This is a genomic window from Thioclava sp. JE_KL1, assembly GCF_009296265.1.
Lineage (GTDB): Bacteria > Pseudomonadota > Alphaproteobacteria > Rhodobacterales > Rhodobacteraceae > Thioclava.
Genome location: NZ_WBJS01000005.1, coordinates 124,105 through 142,650, shown reverse-complemented (window position 1 = coordinate 142,650; position 18,546 = coordinate 124,105). Strand labels below are relative to the sequence as shown.

Annotated in this window: 20 protein-coding genes; 9 read left to right on the top strand and 11 right to left on the bottom strand. The window is 60.6% G+C overall.

Annotated features, from left to right (window positions below):
* Nucleotides 1-7 precede the first annotated feature (7 nt).
* Nucleotides 8-493: an RNA pyrophosphohydrolase gene (locus F8R15_RS10690; protein ID WP_078605871.1), complete on the top strand. Its 486-nt coding sequence runs from the start codon at nucleotides 8-10 to the stop codon at nucleotides 491-493.
* A gap of 4 nt (nucleotides 494-497) precedes the next feature.
* Here F8R15_RS10690 and nadC read toward each other — a convergent pair whose 3' ends face one another.
* The 7 genes from nadC to F8R15_RS10655 form a co-directional block, all read right to left on the bottom strand.
* Nucleotides 498-1,334 carry a carboxylating nicotinate-nucleotide diphosphorylase gene (gene nadC / locus F8R15_RS10685; protein ID WP_152844564.1) on the bottom strand — a complete coding sequence of 279 codons (837 nt, stop codon included), beginning with the start codon at nucleotides 1,332-1,334 and terminating at the stop codon, nucleotides 498-500.
* Between the two features lies 1 nt (nucleotide 1,335).
* Nucleotides 1,336-2,886 carry an L-aspartate oxidase gene (locus F8R15_RS10680; protein WP_368731036.1) on the bottom strand — a complete coding sequence of 517 codons (1,551 nt, stop codon included), beginning with the start codon at nucleotides 2,884-2,886 and terminating at the stop codon, nucleotides 1,336-1,338.
* Complete coding sequence (gene nadA / locus F8R15_RS10675; protein WP_152844563.1) at nucleotides 2,883-3,935, bottom strand: quinolinate synthase NadA; 1,053 nt, start codon at nucleotides 3,933-3,935, stop codon at nucleotides 2,883-2,885. The genes F8R15_RS10680 and nadA overlap by 4 nt, the downstream gene beginning before the upstream one ends.
* Before the next feature lie 102 nt (nucleotides 3,936-4,037).
* Entirely contained in the window at nucleotides 4,038-4,736 is a 699-nt protein-coding gene (gene dnaQ, locus F8R15_RS10670) for a DNA polymerase III subunit epsilon (protein ID WP_078541749.1), read from the bottom strand.
* Entirely contained in the window at nucleotides 4,729-5,328 is a 600-nt protein-coding gene (coaE, locus tag F8R15_RS10665; protein ID WP_152844562.1) for a dephospho-CoA kinase, read from the bottom strand. Before coaE ends, dnaQ begins: the two co-directional genes overlap by 8 nt.
* Nucleotides 5,325-6,164: a shikimate dehydrogenase gene (locus tag F8R15_RS10660; protein ID WP_152844561.1), complete on the bottom strand. Its 840-nt coding sequence runs from the start codon at nucleotides 6,162-6,164 to the stop codon at nucleotides 5,325-5,327. Before F8R15_RS10660 ends, coaE begins: the two co-directional genes overlap by 4 nt.
* Nucleotides 6,161-6,802 (bottom strand): nucleoside triphosphate pyrophosphatase, encoded by a 642-nt coding sequence (locus F8R15_RS10655; protein WP_253732521.1) that lies wholly within the window; start codon nucleotides 6,800-6,802, stop codon nucleotides 6,161-6,163. Before F8R15_RS10655 ends, F8R15_RS10660 begins: the two co-directional genes overlap by 4 nt.
* A 356-nt stretch (nucleotides 6,803-7,158) precedes the next feature.
* On the opposite strand from F8R15_RS10655, the gene F8R15_RS10650 reads away from it, so the two are divergent.
* From F8R15_RS10650 to F8R15_RS10620, 7 genes are all read left to right on the top strand, one after another.
* Nucleotides 7,159-7,623, top strand: a complete 465-nt coding sequence (locus F8R15_RS10650; RefSeq protein WP_078541497.1) for a CopD family protein — start codon at nucleotides 7,159-7,161, stop codon at nucleotides 7,621-7,623.
* Between the two features lie 134 nt (nucleotides 7,624-7,757).
* Entirely contained in the window at nucleotides 7,758-9,029 is a 1,272-nt protein-coding gene (gene rho / locus F8R15_RS10645) for a transcription termination factor Rho (protein WP_078522665.1), read from the top strand.
* 34 nt (nucleotides 9,030-9,063) lie between these two features.
* Nucleotides 9,064-10,347 (top strand): tRNA uridine-5-carboxymethylaminomethyl(34) synthesis GTPase MnmE, encoded by a 1,284-nt coding sequence (gene mnmE / locus F8R15_RS10640; RefSeq protein WP_152844560.1) that lies wholly within the window; start codon nucleotides 9,064-9,066, stop codon nucleotides 10,345-10,347.
* Nucleotides 10,348-10,359: 12 nt separating this feature from the next.
* Nucleotides 10,360-12,222 carry a tRNA uridine-5-carboxymethylaminomethyl(34) synthesis enzyme MnmG gene (gene mnmG, locus F8R15_RS10635; RefSeq protein ID WP_368731035.1) on the top strand — a complete coding sequence of 621 codons (1,863 nt, stop codon included), beginning with the start codon at nucleotides 10,360-10,362 and terminating at the stop codon, nucleotides 12,220-12,222.
* A complete protein-coding gene (rsmG, locus tag F8R15_RS10630) occupies nucleotides 12,219-12,848 on the top strand; it encodes a 16S rRNA (guanine(527)-N(7))-methyltransferase RsmG (protein WP_152844559.1) in 630 nt (209 codons plus the stop codon). Before mnmG ends, rsmG begins: the two co-directional genes overlap by 4 nt.
* Nucleotides 12,841-13,653 carry a ParA family protein gene (locus tag F8R15_RS10625; protein WP_368731034.1) on the top strand — a complete coding sequence of 271 codons (813 nt, stop codon included), beginning with the start codon at nucleotides 12,841-12,843 and terminating at the stop codon, nucleotides 13,651-13,653. Before rsmG ends, F8R15_RS10625 begins: the two co-directional genes overlap by 8 nt.
* Nucleotides 13,654-13,655: 2 nt before the next feature.
* Nucleotides 13,656-14,537: a ParB/RepB/Spo0J family partition protein gene (locus tag F8R15_RS10620; RefSeq protein WP_152844558.1), complete on the top strand. Its 882-nt coding sequence runs from the start codon at nucleotides 13,656-13,658 to the stop codon at nucleotides 14,535-14,537.
* On the opposite strand, the gene F8R15_RS10615 is transcribed toward F8R15_RS10620, so the two are convergent.
* From F8R15_RS10615 to rph, 4 genes are read right to left on the bottom strand one after another with little or no spacing between them, the layout of a single operon-like run.
* On the bottom strand, nucleotides 14,538-14,891 hold the full coding sequence (locus F8R15_RS10615; protein WP_078551026.1) for a YbaN family protein: 354 nt from the start codon (nucleotides 14,889-14,891) through the stop codon (nucleotides 14,538-14,540).
* Nucleotides 14,891-16,048 (bottom strand): radical SAM family heme chaperone HemW, encoded by a 1,158-nt coding sequence (gene hemW, locus F8R15_RS10610; RefSeq protein ID WP_152844557.1) that lies wholly within the window; start codon nucleotides 16,046-16,048, stop codon nucleotides 14,891-14,893. The genes F8R15_RS10615 and hemW overlap by 1 nt, the downstream gene beginning before the upstream one ends.
* The gene (gene rdgB, locus F8R15_RS10605) at nucleotides 16,045-16,656 is read right to left on the bottom strand and encodes an RdgB/HAM1 family non-canonical purine NTP pyrophosphatase (protein ID WP_078551028.1); all 612 of its coding nucleotides are present in this window, start codon (nucleotides 16,654-16,656) and stop codon (nucleotides 16,045-16,047) included. The genes hemW and rdgB overlap by 4 nt, the downstream gene beginning before the upstream one ends.
* Nucleotides 16,653-17,366 (bottom strand): ribonuclease PH, encoded by a 714-nt coding sequence (gene rph, locus F8R15_RS10600; protein ID WP_152844556.1) that lies wholly within the window; start codon nucleotides 17,364-17,366, stop codon nucleotides 16,653-16,655. The genes rdgB and rph overlap by 4 nt, the downstream gene beginning before the upstream one ends.
* A 118-nt stretch (nucleotides 17,367-17,484) precedes the next feature.
* Between rph and hrcA the strand changes: the two genes are divergently transcribed.
* On the top strand, nucleotides 17,485-18,546 hold the full coding sequence (gene hrcA / locus F8R15_RS10595; RefSeq protein ID WP_078551030.1) for a heat-inducible transcriptional repressor HrcA: 1,062 nt from the start codon (nucleotides 17,485-17,487) through the stop codon (nucleotides 18,544-18,546).

Genomic DNA, 18,546 nt, shown 5'->3' with positions numbered 1-18,546 from the left:
TTTTCATATGACCCCCGAAGAGATCGTTAAGCTTCCTTACCGCCGTAATGTCGGCGTCGTGCTGATGAACCCCGCTGGCCTCGTGTTCGCGGGCCAGCGCATCGACAATCCCGGCCCGGCCTGGCAGATGCCGCAAGGCGGGATCGACAAGGGCGAGAAACCGAAAGAAGCAGCCCTACGCGAGCTGGAAGAAGAGACCGGGGTTAACCCCGATCTCGTCGAAATCGTCGCGAAAACCTCCGATTGGGTGCGCTACGACCTGCCGCACGATCTGGTGCCGAAGATCTGGAACGGGCGCTGGCGCGGGCAGGAGCAGAAATGGTTCCTGATGCGCTTCCTCGGCTCCGACGATCAGGTGCAGATCGAGACCGACCATCCTGAATTTTCGGTCTGGCAGTGGATGCCCTTCGACGAGCTGGTCGAAAATATCGTGCCCTTCAAACGCTCGGTCTATGAGGCCGTGCGCGCCGAATTCAGAGACTATCTCGGCTGAAACCTCAGAAATCGAGGCCCAGATCGAGCGTCCGGGCCGAATGGGTGAGCGCACCGGAGGAGATATAATCCACACCGGTCGCCGCCACTTCGGCGATCCGCTCGAGCGTCATGTTCCCCGAAGCTTCCAGAACCACGCGGCCCGCATTCAACGCCACGGCTGCGCGTAGCTCCGCGCTGTCCATATTGTCGAGCAGGATGACATCGGCCCCGCCGATCTTCAGCGCTTCTTCCATCTGGCGCAGCGTGTCGACTTCCAGCTCGATCCGCATCATATGGCTGCGCGCCGCTTTCGCCGCCTCCAACACCGCACGGACGCCACCAGCCGCCGCGATATGGTTATCCTTGATCAGGATCGCGTCCGACAGTCCGTAACGATGGTTAAAACCGCCACCATGGGTCACTGCGGCCTTCTCCAGAACACGCAGACCCGGCGTCGTTTTCCGCGTGCAGGTGATACGCGCCTTCGTGCCGTCGGTTTTCGCGACAAAGCCTGCGGTTTTCGTGGCAATTCCGCTGAGGCGCCCCGCGAAATTCAGCGCTACACGCTCCGCCATCAGGATCGAGGCGGCCGATCCGTCGACCGTCAGCAAAGTCTCACCCGCTTGGCAGGGTTTGCCGTCAGCGACCAGGATCGACACGCGCAGCGTGGGATCGACCAGCCGAAACGCCATCGCCGCGACCTGCATCCCCGAAACCACGCCGTCTTCCCGCGCTTTCAGCCGCGCGGAATAGGTTTTGCCCACCGGGATCACCGCATTGGTCGTCGCGTCGCCCATGGGCGAAAGGTCTTCGAGCAGCGCGGCGCGGACAATCGGTTCGATCAGCAAATCGGGCAGCATGTCAGTCCTCCAAGGCAGCGGCGCGAATCCTCAGCGCCTCCTCCAGCGTAATTTTCGTTCTTTCCGCGAGTTTCGGGTTCATCTCCGGGAAATCCGAGCGGAAATGCCCCCCGCGGCTTTCCTCGCGTGCAAGGGCCGCCGCAGCAATCAACGTGGCCGTCGCGGTCATGTTCCGCATCGTTTCCGTGCGGGCCTCCGCTTCGATCTGCGAAATGACCCGAAGCGCGGCTTTCAAACCGTCCGCATCGCGCACGACACCGACGCCGTCGGTCATGGCTTTTCGCAGCACCTGAACCGCTGGCTCATTCACCGGGACATCGCCTTGCGGGAAATCTGGGTTAACCGTTTCGACGTCGGGGATCTCCCCAAGCTCCGCGGCGATCCCGACAGCGCAAATTCGCGCGAAGACCAAGGCTTCCAGCAATCCGTTCGAAGCCAGACGGTTCGCCCCGTGAAGACCGGTCGACGACGCCTCGCCACAGACCCAAAGCCGATCGAGCGAGCTGCGCCCTTCGAGATCCGTATCGATCCCGCCCATGTGGTAATGCGCGGCGGGCGCGACAGGGATCACACCAGAAACAGGGTCTATTCCAGCCCTTTCGCAAGCTTCGGCGACAGCCGGGAAGCGCGTCAGAACCTCGGCCCCAAGGGCTGCGCGCGTATCCAGAGCGGGCTCTCGCCCGGCTTTGCGTTCCAGATACACGGCGCGCGCCACGATGTCGCGCGGCGCAAGCTCGGCATCGGGATGAACCGAAAGCATGAAGCGTTCGCCATCCGCGTTAACGAGTGTTGCGCCTTCACCGCGCAGCGCTTCGGTCGCAAGCGGGGCAGGGTCTTCGCCACTGGCGATCGCGGTCGGATGGAACTGCACGAATTCCGGATCTGCGATCCGCGCCCCGGCGCGTGCTGCCATCCCGATGACCTGCCCACGAATGCGCGGCGGGTTCGTCGTGACGGCAAACAGCCCGCCCGACCCGCCGCCCGCCAGCAGGATCGCCGGGCTTTTGATCAGCACGGGCCCCGAGGGCTCGAACGCGCGCTCGATCCACACGCCGGTGACGCGTCCGTCTTCCGTCTCCAGATGCGTCGCCAAAACGCCCACGAGAACCTGAACCGATGGCGTTTGCCGGACCGCAGCCACGAGGGTCTGCATGATCTCGCGCCCAGCCTGATCGCCCTTCACCCGAACGACGCGCGCGTGGCTATGCGCCGCCTCGCGCGACATCACGTAATCGCCCTCCGGATCGCGATCGAACGGCGTGCCGAGTTCGGTCAATGCAAGGATGTGCTGACGCGCTTCTTCGGTCACCAAATGCGCGATTTGTGGTGAAACAGTGCCTGCTCCGGCGATCATCGTGTCGCGCGCATGGGAGGCAGGCGTATCGCCAACCGACATCGCAGCCGCGACGCCGCCCTGGGCCCAGGCCGAGGACGCGCCTTCGCCCAGAGTTTCCGGCGAGATGATGAGAACGGGGCGGGGCGCGAGGCTGAGCGCCGCATAAAGCGCTCCCAGACCTGCGCCGACGATGATGATCCGTCGCGTTTCGATCACTTCGCGAGGGTCCGGGACAGCTCGATCATCCGCTCAACCGCGACGCGCGCCTTTTCGGCGACCTGCGGATCAACGATCACTTCCTCGGTCCCGGTATGCAGCGACCACAGGATTTTTTCGAGCGTGATCTTCTTCATGTAGGGGCACATGTTGCACGGACCCACAAAATCTACTTCCGGCAACGCGTCTGCGATGTTGGACGCCATCGAGCATTCGGTGACCAACATCGCCTCTTTCGGCTTGTTGGTTTCGACGTAGTTGATGATCCCCGAGGTCGAGCCCGAGAAATCCGACGCCGCGACGACATCGGGCGGGCATTCGGGGTGCGCGATGATCCTCGTGTCGGGATGCATCGAGCGGAAGTCATTGATATCCTTGGCAGTATACTGCTCGTGGACGATGCACGAGCCCTCCCACCAGACGACATTCTTCTCGGGAACCTCGTTCGCCACGTTTTGCGCCAGATACTGGTCCGGCGTCATGATGACCGCGTCGCTCTCCATCGCGCGCACGATTTGCGCAGCGTTGGACGAGGTGCAGCAGATATCGGATGCGGCTTTCACTTCGGCGGTCGTGTTAACGTAGCTTACCACGGGCGCGCCGGGATACTTGGCACGCATCTCCGCGATACCGTCGGCGGTGATCGACTCCGCCAGAGAACAACCGGCTTTCATGTCAGGGATCAGGACAGTCTTGGCGGGGTTCAGGATCTTCGACGTCTCGGCCATGAAATGCACGCCGCATTGGACGATCGTCCCGGCCTGAACCTTCGTGGCCTCGATGGCGAGCTGCAGACTGTCACCAACAACATCTGCTACGCCGTGATAGATTTCCGGCGTCATGTAGTTGTGCGCGAGAATGACCGCGTTTTTCTCTTTTTTCAGACGATTGATCGCGCGGATATAGGGCGCGTAGCGCGCGAAATCTGGCAAGGGAATAACGCGATCCATCTTTGCGTGGATGTCCCGCATTTCCTCTGCCAACTCAATGGATGGCGCGAGATCATAAGTCTCGGCCAGCGTGGCGCGCATTTCGGTCAGGTCCAGCATGGACGGTCCTCCCGCTCTCTCCCTAAGAAGCCCCCGATTTAAGGGAGGTTGACGCTCGGTTAAATGGAAAACTTGCGTATTATGTCAGAAAACCCGACGTTTTCAGTCGTAGCGGTTCCAGATCGCGGCTTCGCCGAGCTGGGCTACGAAGGCAGCATGCGCCTCGGCCTCCTCGGCAGTCAAGCGCGGGGGCAGAGGCTCGGGGCGAGGCTTGGGACGCCAGTCTTGATTGGCTCCGGCCTGACGTTTCTGTCCCGTTTCAACGGGTTGCAGCCCGAAGCCCGGCTGCCGACCACCGATCAGCTCGAGATAAACCTCGGCCAGAATTTCACTATCGAGCAACGCGCCATGCAGCGTCCGCGATGAGTTGTCGATGCTGAAGCGGCGGCACAGCGCATCGAGCGTCGCGGGCGAGCCCGGAAATCTCCGCCGCGCCATTGCCAGCGTATCGAGCGCGCGATCATCCGGGATCAGCGGCATCCCGGCCCATCCAAGCTCGGCATTCAGGAATTTCATGTCGAACTTGGCATTGTGGATCACGAGGACCGAGTCCGTGCCGATAAAATTCAGAAAATCGAGGCCGATCTGGGCGAATTTGGGTTTGTCCGACAGGAATTCGTCGCCCAGCCCGTGCACCTGAAAGGCTTCCTGCGGCATCGACCGCTCAGGGTTAATGTACTGGTGATAGGTGTTGCCAGTCGGCATGTGGTTGAAGAGCTCAACCGCACCGATCTCGACGATCCGGTCGCCTTCTCCCGGCTCGAAACCCGTGGTTTCGGTATCGAGAACGATTTCACGCATCTTGCTCACCCCTGATCTTCGTAATCAGGTTTCGCACATCTTGGCGGGTCTGCTCAAGATCGAGGGTTTCGATCACGAAGGTAGCGCGACGTCGTTTTTCCGCATCCGGCATCTGGCGCGACAGAATGAAATCAAGCTGCGCCTCGGTCATGTCTGGCCGTTCAAGAACACGCGCGCGCTGAACCTCTGCCGGGGCGGTGACCACGAGCGTTGCATCGCAGGCAGCGTCAGCCCCGGTCTCAAACAAAAGCGGGATATCGAGAAGGATCAGATCCGCCTCCGGATGCGCGGCGATGAAGTCGCTTCGCCACGCCGTGGTGAGCGGATGAACGATCGATTCAAGGCGGGTTAGAGCCTTTTTATCGCTGGCGAGCAGCTTTTTCAGCTCGGCCCGGTCCACCGCTCCATCCTTGACCGCAGACGGGAAGGCCGCGGCAATCGGCGCAACGGCCGCACCACCCTTCGCGTAGAGATCGTGCACCGTCCGATCCGCATCCCACACGGGAATTCCCGCCTCGGCGAACATCGCAGCCGTCGTGGATTTTCCCATCCCGATGGAGCCGGTCAGCCCGAGCAGGAAAGGATTACTCATGCCCCGAGCACCGCGTTGCGGACAGTTTCTGTCACTTCCGGGCGCTGGCCGAACCAGCGCTCGAACCCGGGAACAGCTTGATGCAGAAGCATTCCGAGCCCGTCGACCACGGTGCATCCCACATCTTCAGCCTCGGCGAGGAATTTCGTCTTAAGAGGTGTGTAGACGAGATCGCAACAGGTCGCGCTTGGCCGCAACGCATCGAGCGGAACGCGGAATTCGGATTTGCCGACCATGCCGAGCGAGGTCGTGTTCACGACGGTCGCGGCATCTTCGAGCATATTGCCCGCCTGCACCCAATCGTAAACGACGAGACGCGCGCCGAATTCCTGCCGCAGCGCATCTGCGCGCGCGCGGGTGCGATTCGAGATACGAATTTCCGGCGCGCCACTTTCAAGAAGCGAGGCGACGATGGCGCGCGCAGCGCCGCCAGCGCCCAGAACTGCGGCCGGGCCAGACTTGGGATCCCAGCTCGGCGCATTTTGCCGCAGATTAGCGATGAACCCGTAACCATCTGTATTATCAGCGTAAATCTTTCCGTCTGGACGGAAGACCAAGGTGTTCGCGGCTCCGATCAGTGCCGCGCGATCGGAAATGACATCGGCAATCTCAAGCGCGCGAATCTTGTGTGGGATCGTCACATTGGTGCCGACAAACCCCGCTTTGGGCAGGCTCCGCAGCACGGTTTCCAGATCGTCTCTCGCCACATCCATCGGAATGTAGAACCCGTCGATCCCGTATTCGGCAAGCCAGGTCCGAAACAGGAGCGGCGAGCGCGAATGCGCGACCGGCGATCCGATGACGCCAGCGAGGGGAATACGCGGATGATCCGTCATGTCGTGAAGTCTCCTCGGGCGTGCAGCCAGTTCAGGAATTCGATCAGGGGAAGGCCCAGGACGGCAAAATAGTCGCCTTGGACGCGGGAGAAAAGGCGCACGCCTTCTTCCTCGAGTTTGTAGCTGCCGACCGACCAGCGGATGCTGTCCCAGTTGCGGGCGACGTAATCGTTAATGAACGGCTCCGACAGCGTGTGCATCGTGAGGCGCACTTCGCCGACATGCCGCCAAAGCGGCTCACCATCCCGGATCGCGACCATCGCGGAGAGAAGCTTGTGGGTCTGGCCGGAGAGGGCGCGTAGCTGCGATTTCGCGTCTTCCGGCGTCTCCGGTTTCGACAAAACCGCGCCTTTGAGCTCGAGAACCTGATCCGCGCCGATCACCAACTCCCCGGGGTGGCGCGCCGAGAGCTTCGCGGCCTTCATCTCGGCAAGCAGGTCCGCCACATCGCGCGGCTTCGCCTCTTCGGCCTCCAAACTCCGGCGGATCATGTCTTCATCGATGCGCGCGGGCTGCACGGTCACGGACAGGCCGGTGTTGCGCAGCAGCTGCGCGCGGATTTCTGAGGCGGAGGCGAGGAGGATGTTCATGAACTTGTGGATAAGCGGGCGCAGAAGTCTCGGGGTCGAATTGGGCATAACGCGGATCGGCAGATTACTCCACCGGATCGGCACGTTTCATGGCAGATTTCCGAAACTTGTCCACCTGTGGAATTCGGATTCGAGCCATTGGGGACATGCCGGGGATTTCACAATTTTCTCCCAAGAGTTATCCACAGGTTGACGTTGTGACTCTCTGAAAAAGAATCACGCGATATCAATATTTTACGAAACATGCTTCGGGAAAAAGATTAGTGCGCGCCTGATGTTTTCCGCCTGTGGAGAAAGTCTTGATAAAGTGTTAATCCACATCATCAACAGGCCCTACATCATCATCATCTTTTTCTTTAAAGAATCTTTTTTGAAGATGATGGCAGCTGTCAGCCGGAGGCGAGATGACCGATTTCCTGAGCACTTGGTATTTGTGGATTAAAGCACTGCATGTGATGGCGATCATCACCTGGATGGCGGCCCTGTTCTATTTGCCGCGACTTTACGTTTACCACGTCGAGGGGCTGAACAAGGCGGGCATGGAGCGCGATAGCGATCAGGAGCTTCTGTTCCGGCATCAGGAACGGCTTCTTCTCAAGGCCATCATGAACCCGGGGATGATCGCGAGCTGGCTCTTTGGACTGATGCTGGTCTTCACGCCGGGGATCGTCGATTGGTCGAGCATCTGGCCGTGGACGAAGGCTGCCGCCGTTCTCGGCATGACCTGGTTCCACATGTGGTGCGCGAAGGAACGCAAGGCGCTCGCAGAGGGCAGGGCGAACCGCAGCGGGCGTTACTACCGGATGATGAACGAGATCCCGACGATCTTCATGATCGTTATCGTCGCCTCGGTGATCGTGAAATTCTGACTTTCGTTGACTCAGTGACGATTTGCGCTTATCTGCGGGATCAAGCCACGGCCGTCCTGGTCGACCGGTTTTTCTGTTACATGACGAATTTATGCGTCCATCGTTGAGATGAGGCGCCAGCTGCAGGTAATCCGATGAGCGATGAACGCCTCAATCTCTCCGATTTGAAAGCTAAGAGCCCGAAGGAACTTCTGGCGCTGGCCGAAGAATGGGAGATCGAAAACGCCTCGACCATGCGCAAGGGCGAGATGATGTTCTCGATCCTGAAGGAGCATGCCGAGGATGACTGGGTCATCGGCGGCGATGGCGTGCTGGAAGTGCTGCAGGACGGCTTCGGCTTCCTGCGCTCGACCGAAGCGAACTATCTGCCGGGTCCCGACGATATCTACGTCTCGCCCGACATGATCCGCCAGCACAGCCTGCGCACCGGCGACACCGTCGAAGGCGTGATCCGCGCCCCCGGCGAGAACGAGCGGTATTTCGCGTTAACGAAGGTTGAGCGGATCAACTTCGAGGAGCCGGAGAAAGCGCGCCACAAGGTCGCTTTCGATAACCTCACGCCGCTCTATCCTGACGAGCGTCTGAAGATGGAAATCGAGGATCCGACGATCAAGGATCGCTCGGCCCGGATCATCGACCTCGTCGCGCCGATCGGTAAGGGTCAGCGTTCGCTGATCGTGGCGCCGCCGCGGACCGGTAAGACGGTGCTGCTGCAGAACATCGCGACCTCGATCGAGCAGAACCATCCGGAATGTTACCTGATCGTACTGCTGATCGACGAACGCCCGGAAGAAGTGACCGACATGCAGCGCTCGGTGAAGGGGGAGGTCGTGTCCTCGACTTTCGACGAACCGGCAACGCGTCACGTCGCGGTCTCCGATATGGTTATCGAAAAGGCCAAGCGCCTGGTCGAGCATAAGCGCGATGTCGTTATTTTGCTGGACTCGATCACCCGTCTGGGCCGCGCCTTCAACACCGTCGTTCCGAGCTCGGGCAAGGTGCTGACTGGTGGTGTCGACGCGAACGCGCTGCAGCGTCCGAAGCGCTTCTTCGGGGCTGCACGGAACATCGAAGAGGGCGGCTCGCTGACCATCATCGCGACTGCGCTGATCGATACCGGCTCGCGGATGGACGAGGTCATCTTCGAAGAATTCAAAGGCACCGGTAACTCGGAAATCGTGCTGGACCGCAAGGTCGCGGACAAGCGCGTCTTCCCGGCGATGGACATCCTCAAATCCGGTACACGGAAAGAAGAGTTGCTCGTCGATCAGAAGGATCTGCAGAAAACCTACCTTCTGCGCCGCATCCTGAACCCGATGGGCACGACCGATGCGATCGAGTTCCTGATTTCGAAGCTCAAGCAGACCAAGACGAACTCGGAATTCTTCGACTCGATGAACGGCTGAGGCCGTCCTATCTTCCGCTGGGAAGAGGATTGCTATGGACACGATCTATGCTCTGGCCACGGCCCGCGGAAAAGCGGGCGTGGCCGTCATTCGTATTTCAGGACCGCTGGCGTGGCAGGCGGCGCGGAACTTGGCAGGGACCCTGCCGGAGCCGCGCGTCGCCGGCCTGCGGCGGTTGCGGCTCGCGGGTGAGGAACTCGACGAGGCGGTGGTGCTGTGTTTCGAGCGCGGCGCCAGCTTCACCGGCGAAGAGGTCGCGGAGCTGCATATCCATGGCGCGATCGCGACGGTTTCTGCCGTGCTGCGCGCGCTAGGGCAGATCGACGGGTTGCGGCTTGCAGAACCTGGTGAATTCACCCGGCGCGCGTTGGAAAACGAACGGCTCGATCTGGCGCAGGTCGAAGGGCTTTCCGATCTGATCGAGGCGGAAACTGAGGCGCAGCGTAAGCAGGCATTGAAGGTTTTGTCAGGCGCAGTTGGGGCTCTGGTCGAGGATTGGCGCGCAAAGCTGATCCGGGCAGGGGCGCTGATCGAAGCCACGATCGACTTTGCGGATGAGGAAGTTCCGGTAGATGTTTCGCCCGAGGTACTGGAGCTGATCGACGCGGTCAGCTCCGGAATTCGTGATGAATTACGTCGTCTTGGTGCTGCGGAGCGTATTCGCGAAGGGTTTGAGGTCGCGATTGTCGGGCGGCCGAATGCCGGGAAATCAACCTTGCTTAACGCACTTGCAGGGCGCGAAGCGGCGATCACCTCCGAATTCGCAGGTACGACGCGCGACGTCATCGAGGTGCGGATGGAGATTGGCGGGCAGGCGGTGACCTTGCTCGATACCGCTGGGCTGCGCGAAACCGACGATGTCGTGGAAGCGATCGGGGTGGAACGGGCACTCGACCGCGCGCGACAATCCGATCTGCGTGTTTTCCTGCTCGACGGCGAGGAAGTCCCGCTGATCGCACCGGAGCCGGGCGATCTTGTGGTGCATGGCAAAGCCGATATCGCTGCGCATGATGGGTTGAACGTCTCCGGGAAAACGGGCGAAGGGCTTGGCGAATTGCTCGCTGCGATCGAAGAACGTCTGTCCGGGCTTGGCGAAGGCGCCGGCGTAATGACGCGCGAACGGCACAGGGTTGCGATGCAGCGCGCATTCGGGGCTTTGGAATCGGCGCGAGATGAGGTATTGCGCGGGTCCGACCGAAGCGAGCTGGCAGCGGAATCACTGCGCCAGGCGGCTTGGGCGCTCGAAGCGTTGCTCGGTCGGGTGGATGTCGAGAACCTGTTGGACGAAATTTTCTCGAGCTTCTGCATCGGAAAGTAAGGAGTGTTTCACGTGAAACATTACGACGTCATCGTGATCGGAGGCGGGCACGCCGGAACCGAGGCAGCCCACGCGGCGGCCCGGATGGGTGCGCAGGTGGCTTTGGTGACACTTCGCGCCGATGCGATCGGGGTGATGTCGTGCAACCCGGCGATCGGCGGGCTTGGTAAGGGCCATCTGGTCCGTGAGATCGACGCGCTGGACGGTGTGATGGGCCGTCTTGCCGACGCGGCCGGTATCCAGTTCCGCCTTCTTAACCGACGTAAAGGCCCCGCGGTGCAAGGTCCGCGGGCTCAGGCGGATCGCAAACTTTACCGGGAGGCAGCCCAGCGTATGACCGCGGCGCAGCCCAACCTCGAGGTGGTCGAGGGGGAGGTGACCGATCTTCGCGTCGAAGGCGGCCGGGTCACCGGCGTGGTGCTGGCCGACGGTGTGACGCTGAGCTGTCAGTCAGCGATCCTGACGTCTGGGACATTCCTTAACGGCGTGATCCATATCGGCGACCAGCAGCGTCCGGGCGGCCGCATCGGGGATCGGCCTTCGCGCGCATTGGCCGAGCGGCTTTACGCGATGGATCTGCCGATGGGGCGCCTTAAAACGGGCACGCCGCCGCGGCTGGATGGGAAGACGATTGCCTGGGACAAGCTGGAGAGCCAGCCCGGCGATGACGACCCGGTGATGTTTTCCTTCCTGAACCGGAGTCCCGAGGTCCGGCAGATTTCTTGCGGGATCACCCATACAAATGGGCGGACGCATGACATCATCCGGGGCAACCTTGACCGCTCCGCGATGTATGGCGGGCATATTTCCGGGGTTGGGCCCCGCTATTGCCCGTCGATCGAAGACAAGGTCGTGCGCTTCGCGGATAAGGAATCGCATCAGATTTTCCTCGAACCGGAAGGTCTGGATGACGACACGGTCTATCCCAACGGGATTTCCACCTCGCTGCCGGTGGATGTTCAGGAAGATTACGTCCATTCGATTTTCGGGTTGGAAGAGGCGAAGATCCTGCAGCCCGGTTACGCGATCGAATATGACTATGTCGATCCGCGCGCGCTGGACGCGACGCTGCAGTTACGTGCTGTGCCCGGCCTATATCTTGCGGGTCAGATCAACGGAACCACAGGATATGAGGAGGCCGCAGCTCAGGGTCTCGTCGCTGGCTTGAATGCAGCATCCTCTGCGAAGTCGGGCGCACCGGTGCATTTCAGCCGAACGTCGAGCTATATCGGCGTGATGATCGACGATCTGACCTCGCGCGGGGTAACCGAACCTTACCGCATGTTTACCTCGCGGGCCGAGTTCCGTCTGTCGCTGCGGGCCGATAATGCCGACCAGCGCCTGACGGGCATGGGGATCGAGATCGGCTGCGTCGGCGAGGCGCGCCGCGTTCTGTTCGAAGAGAAATCCGCAGATCTGACCGCAGGGCGGGCGTTGCTGCAGTCGATCTCGCTGACACCAAAGGAAGCCAAGGCGAAGGGCTTTAAGGTGAACGAGGACGGGACGCGGCGGACCGCTTTCGATTTGCTGTCTTTCCCCGATATCACGATGCCCGCGCTGCAAGAAGCGCTGCCGGAATTGCAGGATCTCTCCGATGAGACCGCGCGGCAGCTGTCGATCGATGCGCTCTATGCGAATTACGTTGCGCGTCAGGAGGTCGACGCGGCTTCCCTTAAGCGCGATGAGGGGTGGGAAATTCCCGAAGATTTCGATTTCGATTCGCTGCAGGGGCTCTCGAACGAGTTGAAGGGTAAACTTAAGTGCGCGATGCCAAAAACTTTGGGGCAGGCGGGACGAGTCGATGGCGTCACGCCCGCGGCACTTACGTTGATCTTGGCGCGTCTGCGGCAAACAAAGCGGGCACGCTCTGCATGACGACGCCTGAAGCTGAAGAGTTCGCTGAACGAGTCGATGTTTCACGTGAAACATTGGATAAGCTGTTTGCCTATGAGGCGCTGCTCAAGAAGTGGAATCCAGCGATTAACCTGGTCGCGAAGTCGACCTTGGAGGATATGTGGTCGCGCCACTTCCTCGATTCGGCCCAGATATTCGCAATGGCGCCAGAAAACGCGCGGATTTGGGCAGATTTCGGGGCAGGGGGCGGCTTTCCGGGTTTGGTGATTGCGATTCTGTCGGCGGAAAAGGCGCCAGAACGCCAAGTCATTCTCGTCGAATCGGATCTGCGAAAATCGGCCTTTCTCTCGACGGTCACACGGGAGCTGTCGCTCAATATCCGCGTTCTTGCTCAACGAATCGAAGAGATCGCCCCGCTGAAAGCCGATGTCGTCTCGGCCCGAGCCCTCGCGAATCTGCCGAAACTACTGGAATTCACCGCCCGGCACCTGAAACCCTCCGGCATCGCAATCTTCCCGAAGGGTGCGCGCTGGCAGGAAGAACTTGCGCAGGCGAAGGAAAGCTGGTCCTTTGACTACGAGGCGATCGAAAGTCTCAGCGATCCAAACAGTGTTGTCCTGAAAATCCACGGAGCCGAGCGTGTCTGATCCAATTCGCGCAAATGAACCGAAAATCATTGCGATTGCGAACCAGAAAGGCGGCGTGGGGAAGACGACGACGGCGATCAACCTTGCTGCAGGGCTGGTGGAGGCCGGGCGTAAGGTTCTTTTGATCGATCTCGATCCGCAGGGGAATGCGTCGACGGGCCTAGGAATTGAGCCCGATGATCGCGAGCTAACGACCTACGACCTGTTGATCGAAGACGCGCCGGTTTCCTCGGTTTTGCACAAGACCGAAATCGACGGTCTGTACCTCTGCCCGGCGACGACGGACCTGTCTTCGGCAGATATGGAGCTTGTCTCGACCGAAAAGCGCAGCTTCCTTCTGCATGACGCACTACGACATCCAGATGTTGATAGCTATGGCTTCGACTATATCTTGATCGATTGCCCGCCTTCGCTGAGTTTGCTGACAATCAACGCCATGGTTGCGTCGCATTCGGTTCTGGTGCCGCTGCAGGCGGAATTCTTCGCGCTCGAAGGGCTTTCTCAGCTGATGCTGACGATCCGGGAGATCCGACTGAGCGCGAATCGTAACCTGCGAATCGAGGGCGTCGTTCTCACGATGTATGACGTGCGGAACAATCTCTCGCAGCAGGTGGAGGCGGATGCGCGCGCAACTTTGGGCGAGCTGGTGTTCCGGACGATGATCCCCCGGAACGTGCGGGTGTCCGAGGCGCCATCTTACGCGATGCCGGTGCTCAGCTACGACAGCAGCTCGCGCGGGGCGTTGGCCTATCGGAATCTCGCCCGCGAATTGATGTCGCGGCATGAACTGGCAAAGGCGGTGTGAGAATGGCTAAGGAACGCGAAAAGCGTGGATTGGGGCGTGGTTTGTCGGCTTTGATGGCGGATGTTGATTTGAATCCGGCCGAGACGACGACGTCTCCGCGTCGCCCGGAGCAATATGTGCCGGTCGAGAAGATCGAGCCGAACCCCGATCAGCCGCGTCGCGATTTCGAGCCGGCAGCTTTGGAAGAACTGGCGTCATCGATCCGCGAGAAGGGTGTGATTCAGCCGCTTATCGTGCGCAAACACCCGACGAAGCCCGATCATTACGAGATCGTGGCCGGTGAACGCCGGTGGCGCGCGTCGCAGATGGCCAAGCTGCACCAGCTTCCGGTCATCATTCGCGAATTCAATGACACGGAAGTGCTGGAAGTCGCGATCATCGAGAATATTCAGCGCGCCGATCTCAACGCGCTCGAAGAGGCGCTTGCCTATAAGCAGTTGATGAGCCGCTTCGGGCATACGCAGGAAAAGTTGGCCGAGGCGCTGTCGAAAAGCCGTAGCCACATCGCGAATCTGATGCGTCTGCTTCAGCTGCCCGAAGAAGTTCAGGTTTATCTGCGCGAGGGGAAGCTGTCTGCCGGTCATGCGCGGGCGATGATCACCGCCGAAGATCCGGTCAGCCTGGCGAAACAGGCGGTTGCGAAGACGCTTTCGGTTCGCGACGTCGAGAAGTTGGCCAAGAAGCAGCAGGGCGGGGACGAGCGCAAAGCGCGCCCGAAACCGCAGAAAGACGCTGACACGCGGGCGCTCGAGGGCGATTTGTCCGCGACGATCGGGATGAAGGTTGCGATCGATCATACCAGCAGCGGCAGCGGCAAGATTACGATTGCTTACGACGATCTGGAGGAGCTCGACAAGCTTTGCCAGATGCTCAGCAACGGCTGATCAGCTATTCGGGCGCGTCCAGATGAAAATCAGGACGCCGAGCAGGGTGATCCCCTGAATTGCCAGGATTTCGACCGGTAACCGGAAGACCAAAGATAGGCCGAAAGCCGCGAAAACAGACACTGTTGCCGCGATTTTCGCGCGTTTCGCGATGGCACGCCGTTCCTGCCAGTCGATGATCTGGGGTCCGAAGCGCGGATGGGTGATGATCCAGTTGTGGAGGCGATCAGAGGACCGCGCGAAGCAAAACGTCGCCAGAAGCATCAATGGAACGGTCGGGACAAGCGGCAGAAACAGCCCGATGATCCCGATCCCGGCCGAGATGATGCCAAGCGTGAGCCAGAGGATGCGCATCAGGGGATGAGATCGCGAATAATGGCGTTCAAGACCGGGCGGCCTTGATCCGTCGCGCGCAGAAACCCCTTCTCTCTCTCAACCATGCCGATATCCTCAAGATGGCGCATTGTCGCCTCATCGAGCGGAGAACGCGAGATCTTGTTGAACCGTTCCATCTCGAGACCTTCGGACAGGCGCAGCGCGAACAAAAGATATTCGATTGCCTGCTCTTCGCGGGGCAGGGCGGCGCGTTCGTTCTCTCCGGCACCGGTTTTTTCCACCTGCGCGAGCCAGGCGCCGGGCTGTTTGAGCGTATCGGTGGCGTGGCGGACAACATTTTCGGTCAGGCGTCCATGTGCGCCAGGACCGATGCCGATGTAGTCGCCATACCGCCAATAAATCAGGTTATGGCGGCTCTCGGCGCCCGGGCGCGCGTGGTTCGAGATCTCATAGGCGGGCAGGCCGTGCTTCTCGCAGATTTCCTGCGTCGCGAAATACATCTCGGCGGAGATATCGTCCTCAGGAATACCGCGTAGCTTGCCCGCATCGTGCCGCGCGCCGAAAACCGTGCCCGGTTCGATGGTCAGCTGATAGAGCGAGAGGTGATCGACCGCCATTTCCAGCGCCTCGTCCAGCTCTGCTTTCCAGTCTTCGATCGTCTGGTGCTGGCGCGCGTAGATCAGATCGAAGCTCACGCGATCGAATTGTTGGCGCGCGATGTCGAAAGCTTTTTGGCCTTCTGCGACCGAGTGCATCCGGCCCAAACGACGGAGATCTTCGTCGTTCAGGGCCTGCATTCCCATCGAGACGCGGTTCACGCCTGCCTCGGAAAAGGCTCTAAACCGCCCGGATTCGACACTTGTGGGGTTCGCTTCGAGGGTGATCTCGAAATCGTTGCTAGTTTGCCAGTTTCTGCGGATGCGTTCGATGATCGCGGCGACGATCTCGGGATCCATCAGCGAGGGTGTGCCGCCGCCGAAGAAAACCGTGTTCAAAATCCGGCCTTCCGTCTGCGCCGCATAACGGTCGAGTTCGCTGAGATAGGCAGAGAGCCATCGTTTCTGGTCGATGGCGGTCGCGACATGGGAATTGAAGTCGCAATAGGGGCATTTGGCGGCACAGAACGGCCAGTGAAGGTAGAGGCCGAACCCTCCGTGCCGCCAATCCTCGGTCATTGTGCGTCGAAAATCGTCACGAACTTGCGGAAAGCATCCGCACGGTGCGAAATCTCGTTCTTTTGCGCGGGATCCATCTCCGCGAAGGTCAGCTCAAAGCCATCGGGCTGGAACATCGGGTCATAGCCATGCCCCAAAGCGCCGCGCATCGGCCAAACCAGCTGGCCTTCGACACGGCCGTCGAACACCTCGTCATGCCCGTCGGGCCAGGCCAGAACTAGGGTCGAGCGGAAGCGCGCGGTCCGCGGCAACTCCGCTTCGATCTCGTCGCAGGCCTTCCAGGTCTTTTCCATCGCCATGGTGAAGTCGCGCCCGTTCGGCGTGGTCGCCCAATCGGCCGTGTAAACGCCCGGCGCACCGTCGAGACAGTCGACTTCGATGCCGGAATCGTCCGCCAAGGCGGGCAGGCCGGTCGCTTTCGCCGCGGCATGGGCCTTGATCCGCGCATTGCCGACGAAAGTGCTCTCGGTTTCTTCCGGCTCGGGGAGGTTCATCTCCTTCGCGCCGACGACCTCGACGCCGAAAGGCGCGAGGATCGCTTTGATCTCCTCGAGCTTTCCGGCGTTATGGGTCGCAACCAGCAGCTTCTTTTCGGTGAAGCTTCTCATTCGACTGCGGCTTTCTGCATTTCGACAAGCTTCGCCGCGCCTTCCTCGGCCAGATCGAGAAGCCGATCCATCTGTTCGCGCGAGAAGGTCGCGCCTTCTGCCGACATCTGCACTTCGATCAGCTTACCAGCGCCAGTCATAATGAAATTCCCGTCAGTGCCCGCTTCGCTATCTTCGGCATAGTCGAGGTCGGCGACCGGCTGGCCCGCATAAATGCCGCAGGACAGGGCCGCGACATGATCGAGCAGCGGATCGGAAGTGCAGGCGCCCGATTTCAGCAGCTTGTTCGTGGCGAGACGCAGCGCGACCCAACCGCCGGTGATCGAGGCGCAGCGCGTGCCGCCATCGGCTTGGATCACATCGCAATCGACGACGATCTGACGTTCGCCAAGCGCCGAACGATCAACGCCAGCGCGCAGGGCGCGACCGATAAGCCGTTGAATTTCAACGGTTCTTCCGCCTTGCTTACCCGCCGCGGCCTCGCGACGGTTGCGCGTGTTGGTCGCGCGCGGCAGCATGCCGTATTCTGCCGTCACCCAGCCAAGGCCGGAACCTTTCAGGAAAGACGGCGCGCGGTCTTCGATCGTGGCGGTGCACAGCACATGGGTGTCGCCCATTTTGATCAGGCAAGACCCTTCTGCGTGTTTCGTAACCCCGGTCTCGATTGAAATCGGGCGAAGTTCACTTAACTCTCTGCCGGATGGGCGCATCGTGGGGACCTTTCTAATGAATTCACCCCATTTGATCGCCCATGCGCAGCGATGCAACCCCCGTGCCGTGATTGACCTTCGGCTTCGCGCGGCTTTAAGTCAGCAGGGATGAAGCGCGATGAGTGACCAGAACGATATTCTTTCCGAACTGAACGACCGCTCCCGCGAAGTGTTTCGCCGGGTGGTCGAAGGCTATCTCACGACTGGCGGTCCCGTGGGCTCGCGGAGCCTGACCCGAGAGATGAACGAGAAGCTGTCCGCGGCGACGATCCGCAACGTGATGCAGGATCTCGAATATCTCGGGCTTCTGGACAGCCCCCATGTCTCCGCCGGACGTGTTCCGACCCAGACGGGTCTGCGGCTGTTCGTCGATGGGGTGATGGAGGTGAACCATCTCGGCGACGAGGACCGTGCGGCGCTCGATGCCACGATGGGCGCGAATTCAGGCGATGTAGGGTCTTTGTTGGACCGGGTTTCGAGCGCGCTTTCGGGGATGACGCAGGGCGCGAGCCTCGTGCTGACGCCGAAACACGAAGCCCCGATCCGGCATATCGAATTCGTCTCGCTCTCGCCCGACCGGGCGCTGGTGGTGCTCGTTTTCGCTGACGGTCAGGTGGAGAACCGCGTCTTCACGCCACCGCTGGGTCAGACGCCGTCCTCGATGCGGGAGGCCGCGAATTTCCTCAACGCGATGGCGGAGGGGAAAACGCTGTCGGAACTGCGCGGTCACATTGCACGCCAGATCGCGAACCATCGCACCGAAATCGATTCGCTCGCGACTGAGCTGATCGATAGCGGGTTGGCCGCTTGGGAGAACAAGGGCGAGCGCTACGAGCGGCTGATCGTGCGTGGTCGTGCCAATCTTTTGGGCTCCGAAGATGATCTCGACCGCATCCGCTCGCTGTTCGACGATCTCGAACGGAAACGTGACATCGCCGAATTCCTCGATCTGGCCGAGGATGGCGAGGGCGTGCGTATTTTTATTGGCTCTGAGAACAAACTTTTCTCTCTTTCGGGTTCCTCTTTGGTTGTCTCTCCATATATGAACGCTGACCGAAAGATCATTGGTGCGGTGGGCGTGATTGGGCCGACCCGGCTCAACTACGGGCGCATCGTGCCGATCGTGGACTACACAGCGCAACTGGTCGGGCGGATGATCTCCGGCCAGGGCAAAGGATGA